Raw genomic sequence first — 23,762 nt, forward strand, 5'->3', positions numbered from 1 at the left:
GACCATTGGTTGTAGCCGCTGGTCGGTCGGGCTCGCACCGAATCCTTAGATACTCCTTAAGGGCGTCCAAGAGGATCCGCAGCCTCCCCGCCGGCGGCCCTGCGGTTCATGCCCCTTTCGAGGCGGTGTCCGGGTGGGACGCCGACCGGCGGCGGTCGATTGGCGGTTGCCAAATGCTGTCCCCCCACTAACCTGCAAACGGTTGCACCGGACGCCAGAATCCGCCCGCCGAGATCACAGGAGGAGCCATGCCCGGGAAACACCTGATCGCTCTCGCCGCCGCGGCCCTCGTCCTGGCGGCGCCGGCGGCCGCCGCCGTCGAGATCACCCTCGCCTGCGGCTCGACCGGCATTCAGTCCAGGCTCTGCGACGAAGCCGCCAAGGCCTGGTCGGCCAAGACCGGGAACGCGGTCAAGGTCGTGGCCGCCCCGCAATCGACCTCGGAACAGCTCGCCCTCTATCAGCAGTTCCTCACCGGCAAGTCGAGCGACATCGACGTGTTCCAGGTCGACGTCATCTGGCCGGGCATCCTGGGCAGCCACTTCATCGATCTGAAGCCCTATGTCGACCAGGCGACGATCGACCAGCATTTCCCGAACATCGTCCAGGGCCTGACCCGCGACGGCCAGCTCCTGGCCCTGCCCTGGTACACCGATGCCGGGCTGCTGTACTACCGCCAGGACCTGCTGGACAAATACAAGCTCGAGGTCCCGAAGACCTGGGCCGAGCTGACCGAAGCCGCCAAGACCATCCAGGAGGGGGAGAGGCAGGCCGGCAACGACCGCTTCTTCGGCTTCGTCTTCCAGGGCCGCGCCTATGAGGGCCTGACCTGCAACGCGTTGGAGTGGATCGCCGGCTTCGGCGGGGGCACCATCGTCGGCCAGGACGGCAAGATCACCGTCAACAATCCCCAGGCGGCCAAGGCGCTGGACACCGCCGCCTCCTGGGTCGGCACCATCGCCCCCGACGGCGTGCTGAATTATATCGAGGAGGACGCCCGCGGCGTGTTCCAGTCCGGCAACGCCGCCTTCATGCGCAACTGGCCCTATGCCGCCAGCCTGGCGGAGTCGGCGGACAGCCCGGTCAAGGGCAAGGTGGGCTATGCGCCCCTGCCGAAGGGCGACGGCGAGGGCGCGCGCCCTGCCGCGACCCTCGGCGGCTGGCAGATCGCGGTTTCGAAATATTCCAAGAACCCCAAGGAGGCGGCGGAGTTCGCGATCTATCTCACCTCGAAGGAGGAGCAGAAGCGCCGGGCCCTCGAGGGGGGTTACCAGCCGACCATCCCGGCTTTGTACGAGGATCCCGAGCTGCTGCAGAAGCGGCCCTTCTTCAAGACGACCAAGCAGATCCTGCAAGGAGCCACGGCCCGGCCGTCGGCGGTGACCGGCGAGCGCTACAGCGAGGTCTCGTCGCTGTTCTGGAACGCCGTCCACGCCACCTTGTCCAAGAACGGCGACGCCGCCGCCAACCTGGCGCAGCTGCAGAAGGACCTGAACCGGCTGAGCCGCGGCGGCCGCTGGTGAACATCACCCGTTGGGACGGAACGAAGGAGACGGAATGTCGGTCAAGGTCATCCAGATCGGCCTCGGCGGCTGGGGTACGAACTGGGCCCATACCATCCTGCCGCAGGTCAAGGCGGTCGATGTCGTCGGCTTCGTCGACGCCAATCCGGAGGCGCTGAAGCAGGCGCAGGAGACGCTCGGCCTGGCCGAGAGCAAGTGCTTCCCGAGCCTCGAGGCCGCGATCGCCGCGGTCGACGCCGAGGGCGTGCTGGCGGTGCTGCCGACCGCCGGGCACAAGAGCGTCAGCGAGGCGGCGCTGAAGGCCGGCAAGCACGTGCTGGTCGAGAAGCCCTTCACCTCGACCCTGGAGGAGGCGCAGGAGCTGATCGCCCTGGCGAAACGGGTCGACCGGATCCTGATGGTCAGCCAAAACTACCGCTACCACGCGGCGGTGCAGACCGTGGCCAACCTGGTGCGCGACGGCGTCTACGGCCGGCCGCTGTCGGCGCTGATCGACTTCCGCCAGAACTGGAAGGTGATCGGCCATCGCTATCACGACATTCCGGGGCCGCTGCTGCTGGACATGGCGATCCATCACTTCGACCTGATGCGCATGATCTTCGGCGAGAATGTGCAGCGGGTCGCCTGCCGCAGCTGGAACACACCGGACAGCCCGTTTAAGGACCACGCCGCCGCCCATGCGCTGCTGGCGCTCGAGAGCGGCATGATGGTGTCGTACAACGGCTCCTGGGTGTCGCGCGGCACGCCGACCACCTGGACCGGCGAATGGGCGATCGAATGCGAGGAGGCCCAGCTGGTGTGGCAGGCCCGCGGCGCGGCCGGTGCACCCGCCGACAGGCTGATGCTGCGCAGGCCCGACGGCTCGACCCAGGACCTGCCGCTAAAGCCGCAGCCGCTGATGGACCGCGCCGGTACGCTCAACGCCTTCGCCGAGGCCATCCGCGGCAAGCCGCCGCGCTACTTCACCTCGGGCGAGGACAATATCCATTCCCTCGCCACCAGCTTCGCCTGCATGCGGTCGGGCGCCCAGGATGGCACCTGGGTGTCGCTGTCCGAGATCCTGCCCTGACCGCCCGCCCCGGAGAGACGCGCCATGACCCTTCCCCGCCTCCTGGTCTGGAACGAGTACCGGCACGAGCTGCAGAACCCCGAGGTCTCCGCCCTCTATCCCGACGGCATCCACGAGGCCATCGCCGACCCGCTGCGCCAGCGCGGCTTCCCGGTGGCGACCGCGACCTTGGACCAGCCCGAGCACGGGCTGACCGAGGAGGCGCTGGCCGGCGCCGACGTGCTGCTGTGGTGGGGCCACAAGGCGCATGAGGAGGTGTCGGACGCCGTGGTCGAGCGGGTGCGCCGGCACGTCATGGGCGGGCTCGGCCTGATCGTGCTGCACTCCGGCCACTACTCGAAGATCTTCCGCCGGCTGATGGGCACCAGCTGCAGCGTCAACTGGCGGGTGCACGGCAAGGAGGGCGAGACCGAGCGGATCTGGGTCACCGCCCCCGCCCATCCGATCGCGGCCGGGCTCGACCGCTACATCGAGATCCCGCAGGAGGAGATGTACGGCGAGTTCTTCGATGTGCCGGAGCCGGACGAGCTGGTCTTCGTCAGCTGGTTCAAAGGCGGCGAGGTGTTCCGCAGCGGCCTGACCTACCGCCGCGGCTACGGCCGGATCTTCTACTTCCGCCCCGGCCACGAGACCTTCCCAAGCTATCACAACGCCGAGGTGCAGAAGGTGATCGCCAACGCAACCGCCTGGGCCGCCCAGCCCGGGGTGCGCCGCCAGCCGCCGGACAATATGCGGCGGGACCCGATCGAAGCGATCGGCTGATCGCTCAAAGCAGACGGGCCGGCCGGGAGAACCGACCGGCCCGTTTCGTCTCGTCAGGCCTGTCGATCAGAACGGGATCTCGTCGTCGAGGTCGTCCGTCATCGGGCCGCGGCCGCCGCCGCCACCGGAGGAGCCGCCGCCCGACGAACCGCCGCCGTAACCGCCGCCCGAGGACCGGCCGCCGCCGTAGCCGCCCCCGCCATAGCCACCGCCGGCGCCGCCCTCGTCCTCGAAGCCGCCGCCCCCGCCGCCTTCGCCGCGGCCGTCGAGCATGGTCAGCTCACCCCGGAACGGGCGCAGCACGACCTCGGTGGTGTAGCGCTCGGCGCCGCTCTGGTCGGTGTACTTCCGGGTCTCGAGCTGGCCCTCGACATAGATCTTCGAGCCCTTCTTCAGGAACCGCTCGACCACCCCGACCAGCGCGTCGTTGAACACCACGACGCGGTGCCATTCGGTGCGCTCCTTGCGCTCGCCGGTGTTGCGGTCCTTCCAGGTCTCCGACGTCGCGACCGAGAGATTCGCCACACGCCCGCCGTTCTGGAAGGAGCGGATCTCCGGATCGCGGCCGAGATTGCCGATCAGAATGACCTTGTTGACGCTTCCAGCCATGATCCAGACCTCACGAAATGCTATCCGGGGCGGACCCTAGACGCAGAGCCCGCCGATTCCAATCCCGTTCGCCGCCCGCCTCATTCTTTCCGCCGCGGCCTCGCCGCGCGGCCACGCTTGCGCAGCGCCTTGAGCCAAGCGCCGACCGCCGCCGCCAGCTCCCCGGTCGGCAGCGCCAGCGCCGGCACCTTGGCATCGTGGATGTTGCGCAGCACCGACTGGTCGCCGCGGATCTCCAGCGCATAGAGATTGCCGGTGATCGGCTCTCCGCCCTCCCCCGCCTCGGCCAGGCGCGCGGCCACCCCGGCCGTCCAGTCGGCGTCGCCGCGCAGGTCGGTCTCCAGGAAATCGGCCAGCATCGGCGCTGCGGTGCCGGGCACGACACGGGGCCGGCCCTCGGCGTCGCGGGTGATCTCGATCTTGCTCTGCTTCCCCTTCATCCGAGAGCCCCGTTCAGTTCGGGAATGCGGTGTTGACCGCAGTCTGGCCGCGGCGCTGGATCATGCCCAGCCGGATCTCGAAGGGCCGGCCCCGCTCGTCGCGGCAATAGCCGTCCTTGCCGCCCTCCGCCGGCGCCGAAGGCCCGAGCACGCCCCAGGCCGGATGCGTCCCGGTCTGGTTCCGGTAGGCGTAGAGGATCGAGCGCAGGATCGCCTCCGCCGAGCAGTCGTCGGGGTAGAAGGTCGACCGCCTGCGCCGGCCGTTGCTGAAGATCACGGTCGCGTCGTAGATCTCGTCGCCGCGATGAGCGGTCTCCTCGACCCGGTCGACGGCGCCCGTCGGCAGGCCGGCGGCGCGGGAATGAAAGCCCTTCGGGTCGCCGTTGCGCCCGATCTCGCCGCAGAAGATGTGGCTGAGATTGACCTGCGGGTCGCTGCGGCTCCACAGCCGCTTGCCGGCATCGCCGCAGTCGAGCGCGGCGGCCATCGAGTCGCCGGCCGCCGACAGCCAGAGCAGAAGCGCGACCAAGCCGATCCGACAAATCATGGAAACTCCGGCGCGGCGACCGTCTTCGCCCCGCATCCTGCCGCGCCGCTGCGGAGCCCCCGAGGCCCGGATGCGCATATCCAGGTGCTCAGGCCGGGCATCCTATCCCGCTTTGGCCTTGACCGCAACGTTCCCGATATGTTCGATATCCATGTCGGACTCGCTTCCGCTGGCGCGCGGCCGCCGCGCCCCGCAGGCGAACCGATGGCCGGAGTCGCTTTCGGCTCTCGCCCGCCCCATATTGCACAACGGTGTGCCCGGGTCCGGGGACGCCCTTCCCGCATGAGTGAACCTGGCGATGCACAAGTCCATCAGCGTCCGTGGCGCGCGCGAGCACAACCTCAAGAACATCGATGTCGATCTGCCGCGCGACCAGCTGATCGTGATCACCGGCCTCAGCGGCTCGGGCAAGTCGTCTCTCGCCTTCGACACCATCTACGCCGAGGGCCAGCGCCGCTATGTCGAGAGCCTGTCGGCCTATGCCCGCCAGTTCCTCGAGCTGATGCAGAAGCCGGACGTCGATTCGATCGAGGGCCTGTCGCCGGCGATCTCGATCGAGCAGAAGACGACCAGCCGCAACCCGCGGTCGACCGTCGGCACGGTGACCGAGATCTACGATTATATGCGGCTGCTCTTCGCCCGCATCGGCGTGCCCTATTCGCCCGCCACCGGCCTGCCGATCGAGAGCCAGACGGTCAGCCAGATGGTCGACCGGGTGATGGCGATGGGCGACGGCACCCGCCTCTACCTGCTGGCCCCGATCGTGCGCGGCCGCAAGGGCGAGTACAGGAAGGAGCTGCAGGAGCTGCGGGCCCGCGGCTTCCAGCGCGTCAAGGTCGACGGCACGCTCTACGAGATCGAGGACGTGCCGGCGCTGAACAAGAAGCTGAAGCACGACATCGAGGTGGTGGTCGACCGGCTGGTGGTGCGCGACGACCTGGGCAACCGCCTGGCCGATTCGATCGAGACCGCCCTCGGCCTGGCCGAGGGCCTAGCCATCGCCGAGAATGCCGACAGCGGCGACCGCACCCTGTTCTCGTCGAAATTCGCCTGCCCCGTCTCCGGCTTCACCATTCCGGAGATCGAGCCGCGGCTGTTCTCCTTCAACAGCCCGCACGGCGCCTGCCCGGCCTGCGACGGCCTCGGCGCCAAGCTGGTGTTCGACCCGGAGCTGATCGTGCCGGACGAGAGCCGGTCCCTGGCCAAGGGCGCGGTGGCGCCGTGGGAGGGATCGTCCTCGAAATACTACCACCAGACGCTGGAGGCGATCGCGGCGCACTACGGCGTCAGCTCCGCCACGCCCTGGCGCGACCTGCCGCAGAAGGTGCGCGACGTGGTCCTGTACGGCTCCGGCACCGAGCCGATCGTGTTCCGCTACGACGACGGGCTGCGCACCTACAAGACCGAGAAGCCCTTCGAGGGGCTGATTCCGAACATGGAGCGGCGCTACCGCGAGACCGACAGCGCCTGGACGCGGGAGGAGCTAGCCAAGTACCAGGGCACCCGCCCCTGCGACACCTGCAACGGCGCCCGGCTGAAGCCCGAGGCGCTGGCGGTGAAGATCGGCGGGCTGCACATCAGCCAGGTGGCGGAGAAGTCGATCGCCGAGGCGGCGCAGTGGTTCGGGGCGCTGAACGACACGCTGTCGGCCAAGGACCAGGAGATCGCCTACCGCATCCTGAAGGAGATCAACGAGCGGCTGACCTTCCTCAGCGCCGTCGGCCTGACCTACCTGACCCTGTCGCGCGGCTCCGGCTCGCTCTCCGGCGGCGAGAGCCAACGCATCCGCCTGGCGTCGCAGATCGGCTCCGGCCTGACCGGCGTGCTCTACGTGCTGGATGAGCCGTCGATCGGCCTGCACCAGCGCGACAACGACCGGCTGCTCGGCACCCTCAAGCGGCTGCGCGACCTGGGCAACACCGTGCTGGTGGTCGAGCATGACGAGGACGCGATCCGCAGCGCCGACTACCTGGTCGACATGGGCCCGGGCGCCGGCGTGCATGGCGGCGAGGTGGTGGCGCACGGCACGCCCGAGGAGGTGATGCGCAGCACCGACAGTGTCACCGCCCAGTACCTGACCGGCGCCAAGCGGATCGAGGTGCCGACCACCCGCCGTCCGGGCCACAAGGGCCAGGTGCTGAAGGTGGTCGGCGCCCGTGGCAACAACCTCAAGAACGTCACCATGGAGGTGCCGCTGGGCACCTTCACCTGCGTCACCGGCGTGTCCGGCGGCGGCAAGTCGACCCTGGTGATCGAGACCCTGTACAAGGCGCTGGCCCGGCAGCTGATGGGGGCGCACGAGCACCCGGCGCCGCATGACGCGATCGAGGGCGTCCAGTTCCTGGACAAGATCATCGACATCGACCAGTCGCCGATCGGCCGGACACCGCGATCCAACCCGGCCACCTACACCGGCGCCTTCACCCCGATCCGCGACTGGTTCGCCGGGCTGCCGGAGGCGAAGGCCCGCGGCTACGGCCCCGGCCGCTTCTCCTTCAACGTCAAGGGCGGCCGCTGCGAGGCCTGCCAGGGCGACGGCGTCATCAAGATCGAGATGCACTTCCTGCCGGACGTCTACGTCCAGTGCGACGTCTGCAAGGGCCATCGCTACAACCGCGAGACGCTGGAGGTGCTGTACCGCGACAAGTCGATCGCCGAGGTGCTGGAGATGACGGTCGAGGAAGGGGCGGAGTTCTTCCGCGCCGTGCCCTCGATCCGCGACAAGATGGAGACTCTGCGCCGCGTCGGGCTCGACTACGTCAAGATCGGCCAGGCCGCGACCACCCTGTCCGGCGGCGAGGCGCAGCGGGTGAAGCTGGCCAAGGAGCTGTCGCGCCGGGCCACCGGCAAGACCGTCTACATCCTCGACGAACCGACCACCGGCCTGCACTTCGACGATGTGCGCAAGCTGCTGGAGGTGCTGCACGAGCTGGTCGACCAGGGCAACACGGTGATCGTGATCGAGCACAATCTCGAGGTGATCAAGACCGCCGACTGGATCGTCGACCTCGGCCCCGAAGGCGGTGACGGCGGCGGCGAGATCATCGCCGCCGGCACGCCGGAGGACGTGGTGCGCGCCAAGCGCAGCTACACCGGCCAGTATCTGGCCCCCTATCTGGAGCAGGCCCGGCAGAAGCAGCGGGCGTGAGGCTGGAGTCGCGGCCGTTCGGGCCGACGGCTTTCCAGATCCGGTCCAAACGGGTACGATGAGTCCGATCGATCCCTCATGTCATCGCGCTGCGGCCCGGATCCCTGATCCGACGCTCCGGCGCAGGAACGGGAGGCCGATATGAAGCTCATCGCATTTGCCGCCGCAGCGCTGCTGGTCGCGTCACCAGCCCTCGCCTGCCCCTACAGCGCCCAGGCCGAGGCCAAAGGCGAACAGAGCCGGATCCAGTCCAGCCAGACGCCGATCCCGCAGACCCAGGCGCCGGCGACCGACAAGAAGGGCTGATCCGGCAGGCGCCGGATCAGTTGGCGATCATCGAGAAGGCCAGCCAGACGTCGTCCGGCCCCCCGGCAGCGCGCCCTTGATCGCGTCGAGCTTCGCGGCGCGGATCGCCTGCTCGTAGGAGCGGGTCTCGGCCAGGGCCTCGTAGAACCGGATCATGAAGAGGGCGGCGCCGCGGTCACTCACCGGCCAGCGAGCGAGTAGGCTGCGCCGCGCCCCGCCGACCGCCAGAGCGGAGGAGAGACCGCTCAGCCCCTCCACATAGCTGCGGTCGCCCTGGGCCGTATCGCAGGCGGACAGGACCACCAGATCGACACCGGCCAGCGGCCAGGCCGTCACCTCCGCCGCATACAGCGTCCCGTCATCCGTCGATCGACGCTCCCCGACCGAGCCGTTCGCGCTGGCGATGGCGATGCCCGCCCGCCAGAGCGGCGCCGTCTCCTCCTCCGAGACCGGATCGAAGAAGCCGTGGGTCGCGAAGTGCAGGATCTTCCGACCTTCGGCCCCGGACCGGGCCCCGGCTTCGTCCGCGGCGCGACCGCGCAGCACCATCGGCGAGAAGCCGGCCGCGCCCATGATCCCGGCGATCCTGTCGACCTCCATGTCGGTGAACGGCAAGGCCCGCATGGTCGAGCCGGCGCCGTAGTCGATGTCGCCCACCAGCAGCATCCCGCCCGTCTCTACGGGCGGCTGCGGCGCGGCGTCCCCGTGGACCGCACGCGCATTGCGGGCGATGCGGATGTCCCTGGCCCCGATCAGGAGCTGCTAGCCGCTGTCGAGCTGTCCGGGCGTGATCCCGGCCACGGACGTCTCCATCCGCGGAGCCAACGCGTCGTGGGACAGGTCCCGCCGGCCGACGGCACTGGCGAGCTCGGCGAGGCGCAACGCCAGCGGCAGGGCGGTCTCTCAGCGGCTGCCCCCGCCGTGCGAATCGATGGCGGCATTATCCTCGGCACCCGCGGAACCTCAACCGGGCGCCGGCCGCAGCATCGGCTTTTCCCATTGTGCTAGGCAGGCGTTCATAAATTTGGATTTTATGGATCTGGACCCAACGATTGCAGACATCTGGACCTACCGGCCCGGATCGGCAGGTGCCATGCTGGCTTCGGTTCGGACGGCATGGGCGATTGGCCCGAAGGCTTTGCCGCCGAGCCCTTTTGAACCCAGCGTCACCCGGGTCCCACCCTGGCACGAATGCGGTTGCCGGCCGGCCGATTTCGCCGGCTCCGGGCGGGATCCCTCACCCGAGGAGGCAGGTTATGTGCACCGATTTTCTGCTGGTGGCGAGCAATGCCAGCGTCGTCAACGGGCGCAGCGTGGAGTTCGGAACGGATCTCAAATCCGAACTCCTGGTCGGCGGCAAGGGCACGCAGAAGCAGAGCCCGGCGCCGCTGGGTGGCAAGGGCCTGAGCTGGACCGCCCGGTACGGCTATGTCGGCACCAGCGCCTACAACAGGGACATCATATCCGACGGCATGAACGAAGCGGGGCTGAGCATCGGCGCCCTGTGGCTGCCCACCTCGCGCTACAAGCACGACGTGTCCCAAGATAAGGCCCTGGTCGTCGAGCTCTTCGCCAGCTGGGTGCTCGGCACCTGCGCCACGGTCGACGAGGTCAAGCACAAGCTGAACAACCACGACGTCGAGGTCTGGGGGGACCTGGTGCTGGATGAGAAGTCGCCGCTGCATTTCCCGATCCATGACGAGGCTGGCCGGAGCATCGTCGTCGAGTTCACCAACCGCGAGACCCAGGTCTACGACAATCCGGTCGGCGTGGTGACCAACGACCCGCCCTTCCCCTGGCAGATCACCAACATCCAGAACTATGTCGGCCTGTCCAATGTCGACGCCGAGCCCATCGAGATCGGCCTGAAGCGCTTCGCGCAGCCGGGGCATGGCAGCGGCATGCGCGGCGTGCCTGGGGACTCGACCCCGCCGTCCCGCTTCATCCGCACCGTCTTCAACAAATACTTCGCGGAGCACGCCCAGCGGCCGAAAAACAGCGAAGAGGCCTGCAACCTGGCGCTGCATCTGCTCAACACCGTCGACATCCCGAAGGGCACCAGCGCCTCGCGGACGCAGGACGGTGAGACACCCGAATACGATTATCCCCAGGTGGTCGTCGTCAAGGCGTTGACAGATAAGGTCTTCAGCTTCCGCACCTATGACAACCCGACGATCATGCGGGTCGACCTCAAGGAACTGGACCTGTCGAAGCCCTTCGAGACCCGTTATCCGCTGCCGACGCAGCCGACTTCGATCGACATCACTCCGATGCTCAACCGGGCGACGGAGTGACAGGCTGATCCCGGGCCGCTCCGCGCCGTCAGGCCAGGAACGGCCCGGGCATCGTCAGGGCCTCGGCCAGACCGTCGCGGAAGGTCGCGATCGGTTGGGCCAGGCGGCCGGCGGGCGGCCGGTGCAGCATCCAGGCCCGGACCTGCGGCTGGAAATCCACGGCCTCGACCACCTCGACCGCGTCCCGCCAGCGGCTGTCGGCGAAGGCGGACGGGGTCAGGATGCCGATGCCGAGGCCGCGGGCGACCAAAGACATCCGGAGGTCGGCGCTGAGCGCCTCGATCGCCACCTGGAACGGCAGCCGCTCGGCCTCGAAGCGCTGCCGCAGATAGGCGCGGAAGCCGCAGCCGCTCTCGTTCATGATCCAGGGAAAGCGCGACAGCTCCGCCAGGCTGGCCGGCTTCGGCACGCCGAGGGACGGCGCCGCCACCAGCAGCACGCGCTGGGCGCCGAGATCCTCGCCGACCAGGTCCTCCGGCGGGCTGGCGCCGTCCGGCAGGCACACCGCGGCGGCATCCAGCTCGCTGCGCGTCACCTGCTCGACCAGCCGCACCGACCAGCCCGAGGTGACGCGGAGCGTCAGTCGCGGGAATTCGGCGCGCAGCCGGTCGAGCGGGACCGACAGCGCCGCCTCCGACAGATACGGCATGACGCCCAGCCGGAACTCGCCGCGCACCTCGCCGTCGGGCGCGACGGCCGCGCGCAGATCCTCCAGCGAGCGCAGCACCCGGCGGCCCTGCTCATAGGCCTCGCGCCCCGCGGCGGTGGGCTTCAACGGCTTCGACTGGCGGTCCAGCAGCGCCGCGCCCAGCCGTTCCTCCAGGTTCTGGACCCGCCGGGTCACGCCCGGTTGGGTCAGGTTCAGCCGGGACGAGGCCCCGACGATCGAACCCGTCTCGACCACGGCGACGAAGGCTTCCAGGTCCGGGATGTTCATACCAGCTTCGCATAATCTTTATAGGAACAATTGAATTGTATCATCTTGCGGAGGACGAATAAAGCTTTTGGCCGATATACCCCTTCATCATTCGAACGGATCATGTCGGTCACCAGCGACTCTCCGGCCACGGTGCCGACGCAGCCCGAAGCCGTCCTCACCCGCCCGCTGATCCTGCTGTTCGGCACCTCGGTCGGCGTCATCGTCACCAATCTGTTCGCGCCGCAGACCCTGGTCGGGCTGATCGGGCCGTCGCTCGGCCTGTCCACCGCCGCGGCGGGGCTGGTGGCGATGGCGACGCTGCTGGGCTATGCCACCGGCCTGTTCCTGCTGGTGCCGCTGGCCGACCTGGCCGAGAACCGGCGGCTGATCCTGCGGATGCTCGCCTCCGCCGCCGTCTGCGCCGGGCTGGCCGCCGTGGCGCCGACCGCCGCCACGCTGCTGCCGGCGCTGGTGCTGCTGGGGGCCGCCTGCTCCGCCATTCAGATCCTGGTGCCGATCGCCGCCGCCATGGCGCCGCCAGAGCAGCGCGGCCGCGTCATCGGCGACGTCATGGGCGGGCTGATGGTCGGCATCCTGCTGTCCCGCCCGCTGGCCAGCGCCGTCGCCGGCAGCGCCGGCTGGCGCGGCTTCTACCTGGCCAGCGCGCTTGCCATGGCCGCCCTGACCGCGGTGCTGGCCGCCCGCCTGCCCCGGCGGCAACCGGCCGGCGGTCCGGGCTATCCGGCCCTGATCGCCTCGCTGTGGCACCTGCTGCGCGAGGAGCCGGTGCTGCGCGCCCGGGCGCTGACGGCGAGCCTGGTGATGGCGGCATTCAGCCTGTTCTGGACCGCGGTCGCGCTGCGGCTGGCGCAGCCGCCCTTCGGCCTGGGCCAGGGCGGCATCGCCCTCTTCGCCCTGGTCGGCGCCGGCGGGGCCGCGGTGACGCCGCTGGCCGGCCGGGCCGGCGACCGCGGCTGGACCCGGCCGGCGACCCTGGCCTCGCATTTCGCCGTGATCGGCGCCTTCGCCCTGGCCGCCTGGGCCGGTGCGGAGGGCTGGGCCGGTGCTGCCGCTGGCGGCGATGGGGCTGGGCGCGATCGCGCTCGACATCGGCGTCACCGGCGACCAGACGCTGGGCCGCCGCGCCATCAACCTGCTGCGGCCGGAGGCTCGCGGCCGGCTGAACGGGCTGTTCGTCGGCCTGTTCTTCCTGGGCGGGGCAGTCGGCTCGGCCGCCGCCGGCGCCGCCTGGGCGGCCGGGGGGTGGCCGCTGGTCTGCCTGATCGGAGCCGGCTTCGGGTCGGCGGCCCTGGCGGCGGGGCTGTGCGACCGCTCGCGCTGAGCCCCTACCCCGCCGGCAGGGCCGACAGCCGCGGCACCGGCGAACCGGCGATCACCAGCGCCTGGACCAGGAAGCCGAGCACGGCCACGGCCAGGCAGGCGGCAGCCCCGTGGCCGTCGCCGATCAGCCCGCCGATCGCGGCGCCGACCGGCCGTGCGCCGAAGGTGGCCATGGTGATGATCGCCGAGACCCGGCCGAGCATTGCCGGCGGCGTCACCGTCTGGCGCAGCGTGGTCGAGGCGATCACCCACAGCACCGGCCCGGCGCCGAACAGGAAGAAGGCCAGGCCGGCGATCGGCGCGAAGGGCAGCCAGACGGTCAGCAGCATCAGCAGGGCGCCGGCGAGGCCGGAGAACGGCCCGACCAGCAGCAGCGGCCCGAACGGCATCAGCCGGGCGATTCGCGGCGCCGCCAGCGCGGCGAGCACCATGCCGACGCCGTACACCGCCAGGGTGGCGCCGACCGCCGAGGCGCCGAGGCCGAGATGGTCGACCGCATAGGGCACATAGATCGCCTGCAGCACGAACCAGCCGATGTTGAAGAACACGGCGGTCAGCAGCACCGGCCGCAGCAGCGGATGGCCAAGGACGAAGCCGGCGCCTTCGCGCAAATCCTGCAGGATGTGGCGGCGCGGCGCCGCCGGCCGCTGCGGCTCGCGGATGCCGGCGAGCAGGAGAGCGGCCAGCGTCGAAAGCGCGGCGGCCGCGGCGAAGGCGAGGCCGGCGCCGGTCCAGGCCACCAGCGCGCCGGCGACGGCCGGCCCGGCGGCGAAGGCGGCGCTGCGGGCCAGCTCGATCCGCCCGTTCGCGGCCGGCAGGGCCGCCTTCGGCACCAGGTCGGGCACCAGCGACGGAGCCGCCACGCTGTAGGCCACGGTGCCGGTGGCACCAAGGAAGCCGAGCGCCGCCAGCAGGCCGAGGCTGAGGCCGCCGGTCGAGAGGAGCATCAGCACGGCCAGCAGCGACAGCGCCCGCAGCGCCTCCGCCGCCGCCATCATCCGGCGGCGCGACGAGCGGTCGGCCAGAATCCCGGCCGGCAGGGACAGCAGCAGAAAGGGCAGCGTCTGCACGGTCTGCAGCAACCCTGTGCCGCCGGCCCCGGCGCCGAGCGCGAGCACGGCGACGATCGGCGCGGCGGCCAGGCCGATCTGCTCCGCCGACTGGGCGGCGAGGTTCGACCAGGCCAGGCGGCGGAACGCGGCGGGAAGCGGGGTGGCGGACATCGGGGGCTCGCGGTCGATGAGAAAAGGTGGCGAGCATCCGCCACCCTCCCCTCTTCCGCGCTCCGCTTGTTGCCGTCGAATTCGATCGCAAGCACCGGTCCGACCGCCAGAATCGAGTCGCCATCCGTCCCGGAATTTGACAGCAAGGGGCGGAGTGCTTGCGGGCCAGCGACCCGCCATCTTCGGCGGAACGATGGGCGCCCCCATATGGAGGGAACCTGTCGATCCGACCGTCGAACAGGAGCGCATCATGGGCTTCATCCCGCCGACCCCGGCCCCCGCCCCGGCCTTCGCCAATGACGACGCCCGCTGGGCCGCGGTGCAGCGCCGCGACCGCGCCGCGGACGGCGCCTTCGTCTATGCCGTCCGCACCACCGGCGTCTACTGCCGGCCGAGCTGCGCGTCGCGCCATGCACACCGCGAGAACGTCAGCTTCCATACGGATGCCGCCGCCGCCGAGCGCGCCGGCTTCCGCCCCTGCCGACGCTGCAAGCCGAACGAGTCGTCGCTGGCCGAGCGCCAGACCGCCCTGGTGGTCGCGGCCTGCCGCATGATCGAGACGGCGGAGGAGGTGCCGAGCCTGGACGAGCTGGCCGAGGCGGCGGGGCTGAGCCGGTACCATTTCCATCGCCTGTTCAAGTCGGTCACCGGCGTCACCCCCAAAGCCTATGCCGACGCTCACCGCGCCGACCGCATGCGAGACGAGCTGGCGCAGACCGCGACGGTGACCGAGGCGATCTACGGCGCCGGCTTCAACTCCAACGGCCGCTTCTATGCGGCGGCGCCGGAGCGGCTGGGCATGACCCCGACCGCCTTCCGCGAGGGCGGGGCCGGGGCGGAGATCCGCTTCGCCATCGGCGAATGCCATCTCGGCGCCATCCTGGTCGCGGCCACCGAGAAGGGCATCGTCGCCATCCAGTTCGGCGACGACCCGCAGGCGCTGCTGGACAGGCTGCAGGACCGCTTCCCCAAGGCCAGGATGGTCGGCGGCGACGCCGGGTTCGAGCAGCTGGTGGCCCGGGTGGTCGGCTTCGTCGAGGCGCCCTCGGCCGCCAATGGGGAGGCGATGCTGGACCTGCCGCTCGACATCCGCGGCACCGCCTTCCAGCAGAAGGTGTGGCAGGCGCTGCGCGGCATCCCGCCCGGCACCACGGTCAGCTATGCCGAGATCGCCCGGCGGATCGGCCGGCCCAAGGCGGTTCGGGCGGTGGCCCAGGCCTGCGCCGCCAACGACCTCGCCGTCGCCATCCCCTGCCACCGCGTGGTCCGCGCCGACGGCGACCTGTCGGGCTACCGCTGGGGCGTGGCCCGCAAGCAGGCCCTGCTGGAGCGCGAGGCCGGCTGAGGCGCCGCCGGCCGCTGGAACCACGCCCGCGCCCATTCGGTTGCCCGGTGAGACACCGAAGACGGGAGGCAGGCATGGCTTTCGTTCTGAACAGCCCGGCTTTCGGCGACGGCGACCCGATCCCGCCCAAATACGCCCGGGACGGCGACAACGTCTCACCGCCGCTGGAATGGCAGGACCCGCCGCCGGCCACGCAGAGCTTCGTCCTGGTGGTGGACGATCCGGACGCCCCCTCCGGCACCTTCCGGCACTGGGGGGTGTACAACATCATGGGCAGCCGCGACCGGCTGCCGGAGGGCACCACGGCGGGCGCCAAGACCGAGCCCCTGGGCCGCGCGGTCAACGATTTCGGCAATGCGCATTGGGACGGGCCGCAGCCGCCGCACGGCCACGGCCGGCACCACTACCACTTCCGGCTGGCCGCGCTCGACGTGCCGGAGCTCAAGGTCCCAGCCAAGGCGACGGTGGAGCAGATCTGGCACGCCGCCCAGCCGCATATGCTCGGCCAGGCCGAGCTGGTCGGCACCTTCGAGCGGTGATCGGGCGAATGCCGATCGAGCCGGTCCGGCCTCAGCCCGGCTGGGCCGGCATCGGGAAATGCGTCGCCAACCAGGCTGTCCACACCGGCTCCTCGCGGGCCGCGATCGCCGCCGCCTGCTCGCCGAACAGGTAGAGCCGGATCGGCAAGAAGACCTGGCCGGCCATCGGCAGGGCGAAGAGATGGGCGATGCCGGGCGCCGGCGCCTCGAGCCGCAGCAGCAGCTCCTCCGGATGGGCGCTCTCCCCGACATGCTCGACCCGCCCGGCCAGGGCCGGCGCGCCGGCCATCGACTGCACCGGCTGGCCCGGACCCGCACCGGCGATGCCGAGCCGGCCGGTCAGCGCCGCCCAGGCCGCCTCCTTCGGGTCGGGCCCCGCGCCCATCAGCTGGAGGTTCACGCCGTGCTGGCCGCGGAAATGCGCGAGATACAGCCGCAGGATGCGGAAGAAGGAACGCCAGCCATGCTCGTGGCCCTCGAACTGGCTGTCCCAATCATCGCTGTCGGCGAACCAGGCGTGCACCACCCGGACGACGCAGTTGCCCCCGGCGCGCGCCTCGACCGTCCATTCGGTGGCGATGGTCGGGCCGCTCGGCCCCATGCCGTCGCGGCTGTCGGCGGCGAAGCGGCGGGGCGGATCCCAGGCGGTGACGGTCGCGAGCGAGTCCATCCCGGGGCCGAAATTCGCGGTGACCGTGCCGCCCAGCCGCTCCTCCACCCGGGTCGGCACGAACCAGGAGGTGATGCCGGGCCCGGTGGCGATCGCCTGCCACACCTCCTCCGGCGTGCCCGGCACCTCCACCTCGGCCTGGACATAACGGCGGCCGGATTCGTCCTTCCTCACGGGCATGGCTATTCCCCTTCTTTTTCAGAGAAGTGCTTCTTCATCCAATCGCGCAGTTCCGCCTCATACCGCGCCGCGACCTCACCCGCCCGGTCGCCGTAGAAGAAGGCGCTGATCGGCACGCGGGTCCCGCCCTGCCAGTTGTGGATGCCGATCAGGGCGAGGCCGGGCGCCGGCTGCTCCAGCAGCAGCATGATCTCGCGCGATTTGGCGTCCTGCCGGACACGCTCCACCGTCCCGGCGAGCGCCGGGGCGCCGTCCGGCGCGGTCCGCCGCTCCCCGACATTCGCCCCGGCCAGGCCGAGCCGCCCGACCAGATCGGTCCAGGCGGCGAGATCGGGCCCGGGATGCATGCCCATGGCCCTTGCCGCGGCGCCCCGCATCCCGGCGAAGCGCGCGAGATAGGCCCGCAGCACCTCGAAGAAGCCGGGCCAGCCGGATTCGAAGCCCTCCATCTCATCGTCCCAGCTGCCCTCCGAGGTGAACAGGCTGTGGACGAGCCGGAGGACACAGGTGTCGCCCGACCGGCTGGTGATGACGCATTCCGTCGCCAGCGGCGGCGCCTCGCCGCTCCAGCCGCGTTCCTCATAGGCGAAGCGGAACGGCGGCTCCCAGGCGGTGACGGTGCCGGCGGAGGCCATGCCCTCGCCGAACTCGAAGCGGATGGCGCCGCCGACCCGCTCCTCCACCGTGGTGGCCGTGAACCAGGCGCTGAGGCCGGGGCCGGTCGCGATCGCCTGCCACACCTGCTCCGGCGTCCCGGGCAGCAGCACCTCGAGCTCGACCCAGCGCCGCTGCGCGTCGCTCTTCACTGGCATGTCTGTTCCTTTCCCGGCTGGTCGGTGGGCTTAGGGTACGCCATCAGGATCAGGCGATGGTCCCGCCCCCCCGGCACCGACGCGTTGTGGTAGCGCGCCACGAGGGCGGCGATCGAAGAGGTGAGCTCCTGGGTGAAGGCAGCGCGGTCCGCCGGTGACGCGAAGCGGATCTCCGTGTCGATCGACAGGGTGGCCAGCCGCTTCTCGGCGCGGACGGCGCTGCGCCACAGGCCGGTGACCTCGCGCACGATGCGGGCGGCCAGCGCGATCAGATAGCTGGCGGACAAGCGGTCGGAGGTCCGCCCGGGATCGGCGGCGACCGCCCCCAGCGCCTCCGGCGAGATGATGTAGGAGGTGGCGGTGGCGACGTAGAGACGCTCGGTCAGCCCGCCCCAGCGCCGCGTCTCCGCCTCGCGGACCAGCCGGTGCGCCTCGAGCGCGCGCAGGTGGTAGTTCACCTTCTGCCGCGGAATCCCCAGCCGCGTGGCCAGCCCGGCGGCCGACGCCGGCTCGGCCAGCTCCGCCAGCAACCGGCTGCGCACCGGTTCCAGCGCGGCGGCGGCCGCCGCCGGATCGTCGATGACATCCACATCCAGCATACACCCATTCCAGCCTTGACAAGTTTTTTTGTCAAGGCTGGATCAGGGCTGGCCGAAAGGCGTCGTCAGTGGACGGCCTGCTGCGGGAACAGCCGTCTGATCTCCGCCGGCAGCGTGTCGATCAGGTGGCGCATCGCGCCTTCCGGCAGGTGGTGCTTCAGGACGCCGAACACGGCGCGGGCCGCGTCGCCCGCATCGATCGGCCGGACGCCGTCGAGCCGGGCCGCGATCCGCTGCAGGAATTCGTCCTCGCTCCGCATCGTCTCGGGCGTGCTGGACGGGTGGTAGCCATCATAGAAGATGCCGCGCACCAGCATCGGCAGCTGGGCCGAAAGGTGCGCCGCCGATTCCACGGGCAGCCGGTCGCGCAGAGTCTGCAGGACGGCGCGCAGCGCGTGATAGCAGCGCTGCCGGTCGGGTCCCAGCGTCTCGCCGACTTCGTTCAGCCAGATGTTGGTCGTCTGCAGCGTCTTGTCGAAGACTTCGAGGCCGGTCGCGCTCATGTCCCTCTCCTGCTTCGGTCCGGTGCCGACGGCGTCGAGACCTCTTCCAGCGTCTCGGCCGCCCCGGGCGCATGCTTGGTCGACAGGTCGCCGAGCGACACCATGCCGACCAGCTGCTTGTCGGCGTTGATCACCGGGATGCGACGAACCTGGGCCTCGCCCATCAACTCTGACACCTCCTCGACATCATCATCGGTCCAGCACCAGCGCACATCCTGGGACATCGCATCCGACACCGGCGTGTCTTCGGGGTCGAGGCCGGCGGCGGTGATGCGGACGGTGATATCGCGGTCGGTGATCATGCCGACGAGCCGCTTGCCGTCGCACACCGGCAGGGACCCGACGTTCAGCTCATCCATCCTCTGGGCCGCGTGGCGGATGCTGTCCCTCGGACGCACCACCGCGACGTCGCTGGTCATCACCTCGGCTATCCTCATGGCGCTCTCCCTCGGTTGGGGTGAGGCGGATCGCGAGGCGGGGCGGCGTCCCGCGCCCCGCGCGACCCGCTCATGAGGTCAACGAGCCGCGACCCGAGGCCAGTTCCCCTCGTCTTGCAAAGACGATGGCCGCAAGCGACGGCTTCGCAGAGCGCCTGATGGACGAACGGAATGTCGGCGGCAACCGGCCCTTGCCGCCGTCGGACAGGACGGGAGCGGCTAGCCGGAGACCCGCGCCAGGGCCTGGCGCAGCCGGTCGATCGTGGCCTCGGTCTCGGCCCGGCGCTCGCGCTGCTCCTCGACCACCTCGTCCGGCGCCTTCTCGAGGAACTGGGCGTTGCCGAGCTTGCGGTCGATCTTCTCGACCTCGGACGCGTTCTTCTCGATCTCCTTGCTCAGCCGCGCCCGCTCCTTGTCGAGATCGATGATCCCGGCCAACGGCAGCACCAGCGTGGCCTCGTCGATCACCGCCTGGGCGGCGCCCTTCTCCGGCACCGCCTCCGACACCTCGATCGAGGCCAGCCGGGCCAGGCGGCGGATCAGCGCGCTGTGGGTCTCGAGCCGCCGCTTCGTCTCGGCCGAGGCGTCGCGCAACGTCGCCGTCAGCTCGGCCGCCGGCGGTACGTTCATCTCGGAGCGGATGGTGCGGATCGCCGAGATCAGGCGGATCACCCAGTCCATCTCCGCCGCGGCCTGCGGGTCGACCAGGCCGGCCGGGTAGTCCGGCCAGGGCTGGGTCACCAGCGTGGCATTGCCCCGGTCGGCAAGGTGCCGCCACAGCTCCTCGGTCTCGAACGGCATGATCGGGTTGAGCAGGTGCAGGATCTGTTCCAGCGCCCAGGCGGCGGTGGCCCGGGTCTCGGCCTTCGCCGCCTCGTCCTCGCCGGCGAAGACCGGCTTGGCGAATTCGAGATACCAGTCGCAGAAGCCGGCCCAGGTGAACTGGTACAGCGCCTGCGCCGCTTCGCTGAAGCGGAAGCCCTCCAGCGCCGCGGCCGCCTTCTCCGCCGTCTTCGCCACCTCACCGACGATCCAGCGGTTGAGCGTCAGCCGGTTCGCCGCCGGGTCGTAGCCCGGCACCGGCCGGCATTCATTCATCTCGCAGAAGCGGGCGGCGTTCCACAGCTTGGTGGCGAAGTTGCGGTAGCCCTCAACCTGCTGCGGCCCCAGCTTGATGTCGCGGCCGGCGGCCAGCGACACCAGGGTCATGCGCAGCGCGTCGGCGCCGTAGCGGTCGACCAGGTCCAGCGGATCGATGACGTTGCCCTTGGACTTCGACATCTTCTGGCCCTTCTCGTCGCGGACCAGGGAGTGGAAGTACACGGTGCGGAACGGCACCTCGCCCATGAAGTGGATGCCCATCATCATCATCCGGGCGACCCAGAAGAAGATGATGTCGAAGCCGGTGATCAGAACGTCGCCGGGGTAGTAGCGCTGCAGCTCCGGCGTCCGGTCCGGCCAGCCCAGCGTCGAGAACGGCCAGAGGGCGGAGGAGAACCAGGTGTCGAGCACGTCGGTCTCGCGCCGCAGCTCGACCGGCTCACCGTAATGGGTCTCTGCCGCAGCCTTGGCCTCGGCCTCGCTCTCCTCGACGAAGATCGTGCCGTCCGGCCCGTACCAGGCCGGGATCTGGTGGCCCCACCACAGCTGCCGGCTGATGCACCAGGGCTGGATATTGCGCATCCACTCGAAGAAGATGCTCTCCGCCATCTTCGGCAGCAGCACGGTGCGGCCCTGCTCCACCGCTTCGATCGCCGGCTTCGCCAGAACCTCGGCCTTCAGGTACCATTGCTCGGTCAGGAACGGCTCGATCGGCACGCCGCCGCGGTCGCCATGCGGCACCGCGTGGACATGGTCCTCGATCTTCTTGACCAGACCCAGCGCCTCGAGGTCGGCGACCACGCGCTTGCGCGCCTCGTACCGGTCGAGGCCGCGATAGGCCTCCGGCACCTGGTCGTTGAGCCGCGCCTCCTCGTCGAGGATGCTGATCAGCGGCAGGTCGTGGCGGCGGCCGACCTCGAAATCGTTGAAGTCGTGCGCCGGGGTGATCTTCACCGCGCCGGAGCCCTTCTCGGGATCGGAATACTCATCGGCGACGATCGGGATGCGCCGGCCGACCAGCGGCAGGATCGCGTGCTTGCCGACCAGGTCCTTGTAGCGCTCGTCGTCCGGATGCACGGCGACGGCGGTGTCACCCAGCATCGTCTCCGGCCGGGTCGTGGCCACCACGATGTACCGGCCCTCCTGGCCTTCGATCGGGTAGCGGAAGTGCCAGAGATGGCCCTTGGTCTCCTTCTGCTCGACCTCGAGGTCGGAGACCGAGGTGCGCAGCTTCGGGTCCCAGTTGACCAGCCGCTTGTCGCGATAGATCAGCCCTTCGCGGTGGAGCTGCACGAACACCTTGACCACGGCGCGGGACAGGCCCTCGTCCATGGTAAAGCGTTCGCGCGACCAGTTCGGAGTGGCGCCGAGGCGGCGCAGCTGGCTGGTGATGGCGCCGCCGGACTGCGCCTTCCATTCCCAGACCTTCTCCAGGAAGCCGTCACGGCCCAGGTCCTGGCGCTTGATGCCCTGCTTCGCCAGCTCGCGCTCGACCACCATCTGGGTGGCGATGCCGGCGTGATCGGTGCCGGGCTGCCACAACGCGTCGCGGCCGCGCCGGCGATTGAAGCGCGTCAGCACGTCCTGCAGGGTCATGTTGAAGGCATGGCCCATGTGCAGGCTGCCGGTCACGTTCGGCGGCGGCATCATGATGGTGAAGGGCGCCGCGTTCGATTGGACGTTGTTGGCGAAGGCGCCGCTGCCCTCCCACTCGGGATACAGCTTGGCCTCGACCTCGCGCGGCCCGTAAGTCTTGTCCAGCATGGCTGGTCTTCCGTGTTCTTGAATGTCTGGCGGGGGTGGCGGAGCGGAGGGCGGATCAGCGCCGTACGGCGCCGCTGGCGATGCGGGATACCTCCCGCTCGACCGCCTGCTCGACCAGCCGCGGCAGGTTGGCGTCGAGCCATTCCTTCAGCATCGGCCGCAGCAATTCGCGCACCAGATCGTCCACCGTCTGGCCCTTGTGCACCGCCGCCGCCGGCGGGGCCGCGGCGCTGAGCCGGGCCAGGGCCGCCAGCGCGGCGCTGGCGCTGGCCGGCGAGACCACCGGCTCCTCCTCCGCGGCCGCGGAGGGCGGCGGAGAAGCGGCTGATCCCGGAGCGGCGGCCGGGCGCGGATCGTCCAACGCTTCGGTCAGCTCCAGAACATCGTCATCGGCCGGCGAGGACGCGGATGTCTGGGGCCGTGCAGAATCGGCCGGGGCGGCCCGGCCGCGCGCCGGATCGTCCTCGGTGATCATGCGCCGGATGGAGGCCAGGATCTCCTCCATCGACGGCTCCTGCTGTGCCCGCGTCTCGCTCATCCTCTCGGTCGTCTTCTTTCCACTCTAGTCGCCTTCTTTCCACTCTATATGTCATGCCCGGGTTTGACCCGGGCATCCAGAGACTGTCGACACACTCTGGATTGCCGGGTCAAGCCCGGCAATGACAGAAATGCGGTCGCCCGGCGATGCCGGGCAACCCTCCTCACTCGTCGATCGAGGTCCCCCACCAGCGGGCGCGGGTCTTCTGGTAGTCCGGCTCCGGATCATAGACCTTGACCGGCAGGCCCATATCCTGCGCGGTCAGGGTGCCGATGGCGTTGCGCAGCTGATAGCCCGCGACCACCTCGTTGCGCCGCGCCTGCACCAGGCTGAGCTGGGCCTCGAGCAGGTTCTGCTGCTCGGTCAGCACGTCGAGCACGGTGCGCGACCCGACCTGCGCTTCCTGCTGCAGGCCTTCCACCGCCAGCTCCTCGGCCCGGACCGCGGCCTGGAACGACTTGATCGCCGCCCGCGCCGTCACCAGCGCCTGCCAGGACTGGACGGCATTCTGGATCGCCAGGCGCCGCTGGGATTCGATCTCGATCCGCCGCTGACCGTGGGTGTAGCGCGCCTGGCGCACCTGGGATTCCTGATTGCCCTGGGAGTACAGCGGGACGGTCAGCTGGGCGACGATCGTGGCCGAATCGATCCGCGACTGCGCCCCGAAGCTCGCCTGCTGCGGCCCGAGGATAGTGTCCTCAAATCTCACCTTCGGGTGCGACACCGTCGAGTACTGCCGCTGCAGCCGGGCCTGCACGGTGAGCTGCGGCAGCAGTGCGCCGAACTGCAGGTCGATGTTGTCGGCCGCCGCCCGCTCGGTGAACACCGCCGCGACGATGCCCGGGAAGTTCGCCTGCGCCCTCTGGATCGCATCCTGCATCGAGGCCGGCAGGCCGGCCGGCACCGCCGGCGTCTCCAGCGTCCCCGGCGGCTGGCCGATGATGCGCTCGAACACCGCCCGGCTGGCGCGCAGCGTGCCCTCGGCCTCGATCCGGCCGGCCACGGCGCTGGCCAGGCTGGCCTCGGCCTGGCTGACGTCGGTGCGCGTCACCTCGCCGACATTGAACCGGTCCTGGGTCGCCTGCAGCTGCCG

23 protein-coding genes and 1 pseudogene are annotated in these 23,762 nt (G+C 70.2%); 10 read left to right on the forward strand and 14 right to left on the reverse strand.

Annotated features, from left to right (window positions below; all coding sequences use genetic code 11):
• The first annotated feature begins 248 nt into the window (after positions 1 to 248).
• From G537_RS0121005 to G537_RS0121015, 3 genes are read left to right on the forward strand one after another with little or no spacing between them, the layout of a single operon-like run.
• The gene (locus tag G537_RS0121005; protein WP_026871790.1) at positions 249 to 1,523 is read left to right on the forward strand and encodes an ABC transporter substrate-binding protein; all 1,275 of its coding nucleotides are present in this window, start codon (positions 249 to 251) and stop codon (positions 1,521 to 1,523) included.
• Between the two features lie 34 nt (positions 1,524 to 1,557).
• Positions 1,558 to 2,592 carry a Gfo/Idh/MocA family protein gene (locus G537_RS39100; protein WP_051248774.1) on the forward strand — a complete coding sequence of 345 codons (1,035 nt, stop codon included), beginning with the start codon at positions 1,558 to 1,560 and terminating at the stop codon, positions 2,590 to 2,592.
• A 24-nt stretch (positions 2,593 to 2,616) separates the two neighbouring features.
• On the forward strand, positions 2,617 to 3,354 hold the full coding sequence (locus tag G537_RS0121015; RefSeq protein WP_026871791.1) for a ThuA domain-containing protein: 738 nt from the start codon (positions 2,617 to 2,619) through the stop codon (positions 3,352 to 3,354).
• 66 nt (positions 3,355 to 3,420) lie between these two features.
• On the opposite strand, the gene ssb is transcribed toward G537_RS0121015, so the two are convergent.
• The 3 genes from ssb to G537_RS0121030 form a co-directional block, all read right to left on the reverse strand.
• Positions 3,421 to 3,963, reverse strand: coding sequence for a single-stranded DNA-binding protein (gene ssb, locus G537_RS0121020; protein WP_026871792.1), 543 nt, complete (start codon positions 3,961 to 3,963; stop codon positions 3,421 to 3,423).
• Between the two features lie 80 nt (positions 3,964 to 4,043).
• Positions 4,044 to 4,403, reverse strand: a complete 360-nt coding sequence (locus G537_RS0121025; RefSeq protein WP_026871793.1) for a hypothetical protein — start codon at positions 4,401 to 4,403, stop codon at positions 4,044 to 4,046.
• 13 nt (positions 4,404 to 4,416) lie between these two features.
• On the reverse strand, positions 4,417 to 4,950 hold the full coding sequence (locus G537_RS0121030) for an EndoU domain-containing protein (RefSeq protein ID WP_026871794.1): 534 nt from the start codon (positions 4,948 to 4,950) through the stop codon (positions 4,417 to 4,419).
• Between the two features lie 298 nt (positions 4,951 to 5,248).
• Here G537_RS0121030 and uvrA point away from each other — a divergent pair, with 298 nt between their 5' ends.
• Positions 5,249 to 8,098 (forward strand): excinuclease ABC subunit UvrA, encoded by a 2,850-nt coding sequence (uvrA, locus tag G537_RS0121035; protein WP_026871795.1) that lies wholly within the window; start codon positions 5,249 to 5,251, stop codon positions 8,096 to 8,098.
• Positions 8,099 to 8,239: 141 nt separating this feature from the next.
• The gene (locus G537_RS43835; RefSeq protein WP_155888702.1) at positions 8,240 to 8,404 is read left to right on the forward strand and encodes a hypothetical protein; all 165 of its coding nucleotides are present in this window, start codon (positions 8,240 to 8,242) and stop codon (positions 8,402 to 8,404) included.
• 27 nt (positions 8,405 to 8,431) lie between these two features.
• Here the strand turns inward: G537_RS43835 and G537_RS0121045 are convergent, their stop codons facing one another.
• Positions 8,432 to 9,160 (reverse strand): CHAT domain-containing protein, encoded by a 729-nt coding sequence (locus G537_RS0121045; RefSeq protein ID WP_342665220.1) that lies wholly within the window; start codon positions 9,158 to 9,160, stop codon positions 8,432 to 8,434.
• 500 nt (positions 9,161 to 9,660) lie between these two features.
• Here G537_RS0121045 and G537_RS0121055 point away from each other — a divergent pair, with 500 nt between their 5' ends.
• Positions 9,661 to 10,698: a linear amide C-N hydrolase gene (locus G537_RS0121055; RefSeq protein WP_026871797.1), complete on the forward strand. Its 1,038-nt coding sequence runs from the start codon at positions 9,661 to 9,663 to the stop codon at positions 10,696 to 10,698.
• A gap of 28 nt (positions 10,699 to 10,726) precedes the next feature.
• Here G537_RS0121055 and G537_RS0121060 read toward each other — a convergent pair whose 3' ends face one another.
• Positions 10,727 to 11,635 (reverse strand): LysR family transcriptional regulator, encoded by a 909-nt coding sequence (locus G537_RS0121060; RefSeq protein WP_026871798.1) that lies wholly within the window; start codon positions 11,633 to 11,635, stop codon positions 10,727 to 10,729.
• 102 nt (positions 11,636 to 11,737) lie between these two features.
• Between G537_RS0121060 and G537_RS45630 the strand changes: the two are divergent.
• Both G537_RS45630 and G537_RS44720 read left to right on the forward strand, forming a co-directional pair.
• Positions 11,738 to 12,616: pseudogene (locus G537_RS45630) on the forward strand (MFS transporter); the annotation flags it as partial.
• 64 nt (positions 12,617 to 12,680) lie between these two features.
• The gene (locus G537_RS44720; protein ID WP_026871799.1) at positions 12,681 to 12,959 is read left to right on the forward strand and encodes a hypothetical protein; all 279 of its coding nucleotides are present in this window, start codon (positions 12,681 to 12,683) and stop codon (positions 12,957 to 12,959) included.
• Between the two features lie 4 nt (positions 12,960 to 12,963).
• Here G537_RS44720 and G537_RS0121085 read toward each other — a convergent pair whose 3' ends face one another.
• Positions 12,964 to 14,181: an MFS transporter gene (locus tag G537_RS0121085; RefSeq protein ID WP_026871800.1), complete on the reverse strand. Its 1,218-nt coding sequence runs from the start codon at positions 14,179 to 14,181 to the stop codon at positions 12,964 to 12,966.
• 250 nt (positions 14,182 to 14,431) lie between these two features.
• Here G537_RS0121085 and ada point away from each other — a divergent pair, with 250 nt between their 5' ends.
• Together ada and G537_RS0121095 are read left to right on the forward strand one after the other, a co-directional pair.
• Entirely contained in the window at positions 14,432 to 15,526 is a 1,095-nt protein-coding gene (gene ada, locus G537_RS0121090) for a bifunctional DNA-binding transcriptional regulator/O6-methylguanine-DNA methyltransferase Ada (RefSeq protein ID WP_051248776.1), read from the forward strand.
• Positions 15,527 to 15,600: 74 nt separating this feature from the next.
• Positions 15,601 to 16,065, forward strand: coding sequence for a YbhB/YbcL family Raf kinase inhibitor-like protein (locus G537_RS0121095; protein WP_026871802.1), 465 nt, complete (start codon positions 15,601 to 15,603; stop codon positions 16,063 to 16,065).
• Between the two features lie 31 nt (positions 16,066 to 16,096).
• Here G537_RS0121095 and G537_RS0121100 read toward each other — a convergent pair whose 3' ends face one another.
• The 8 genes from G537_RS0121100 to G537_RS0121135 form a co-directional block, all read right to left on the reverse strand.
• Positions 16,097 to 16,915, reverse strand: coding sequence for an SRPBCC family protein (locus G537_RS0121100; RefSeq protein ID WP_026871803.1), 819 nt, complete (start codon positions 16,913 to 16,915; stop codon positions 16,097 to 16,099).
• 2 nt (positions 16,916 to 16,917) lie between these two features.
• Positions 16,918 to 17,727, reverse strand: coding sequence for an SRPBCC family protein (locus G537_RS0121105; RefSeq protein ID WP_026871804.1), 810 nt, complete (start codon positions 17,725 to 17,727; stop codon positions 16,918 to 16,920).
• Positions 17,718 to 18,326 carry a winged helix-turn-helix domain-containing protein gene (locus tag G537_RS0121110; protein ID WP_026871805.1) on the reverse strand — a complete coding sequence of 203 codons (609 nt, stop codon included), beginning with the start codon at positions 18,324 to 18,326 and terminating at the stop codon, positions 17,718 to 17,720. The genes G537_RS0121105 and G537_RS0121110 overlap by 10 nt, the downstream gene beginning before the upstream one ends.
• 65 nt (positions 18,327 to 18,391) lie before the next feature.
• Positions 18,392 to 18,829: a DUF2267 domain-containing protein gene (locus tag G537_RS0121115; RefSeq protein WP_026871806.1), complete on the reverse strand. Its 438-nt coding sequence runs from the start codon at positions 18,827 to 18,829 to the stop codon at positions 18,392 to 18,394.
• On the reverse strand, positions 18,826 to 19,266 hold the full coding sequence (locus G537_RS0121120) for a CBS domain-containing protein (protein WP_034852474.1): 441 nt from the start codon (positions 19,264 to 19,266) through the stop codon (positions 18,826 to 18,828). The genes G537_RS0121115 and G537_RS0121120 overlap by 4 nt, the downstream gene beginning before the upstream one ends.
• 219 nt (positions 19,267 to 19,485) lie before the next feature.
• Positions 19,486 to 22,131, reverse strand: a complete 2,646-nt coding sequence (locus tag G537_RS0121125) for a valine--tRNA ligase (protein WP_026871808.1) — start codon at positions 22,129 to 22,131, stop codon at positions 19,486 to 19,488.
• 55 nt (positions 22,132 to 22,186) lie between these two features.
• Complete coding sequence (locus G537_RS0121130) at positions 22,187 to 22,669, reverse strand: DUF2497 domain-containing protein (protein WP_026871809.1); 483 nt, start codon at positions 22,667 to 22,669, stop codon at positions 22,187 to 22,189.
• 163 nt (positions 22,670 to 22,832) lie between these two features.
• Positions 22,833 to 23,762 (reverse strand): TolC family protein (locus tag G537_RS0121135; RefSeq protein ID WP_026871810.1); only part of this gene is annotated, 930 nt, incomplete at its 5' end.

The organism is Inquilinus limosus DSM 16000, assembly GCF_000423185.1.
GTDB lineage: Bacteria > Pseudomonadota > Alphaproteobacteria > DSM-16000 > Inquilinaceae > Inquilinus > Inquilinus limosus.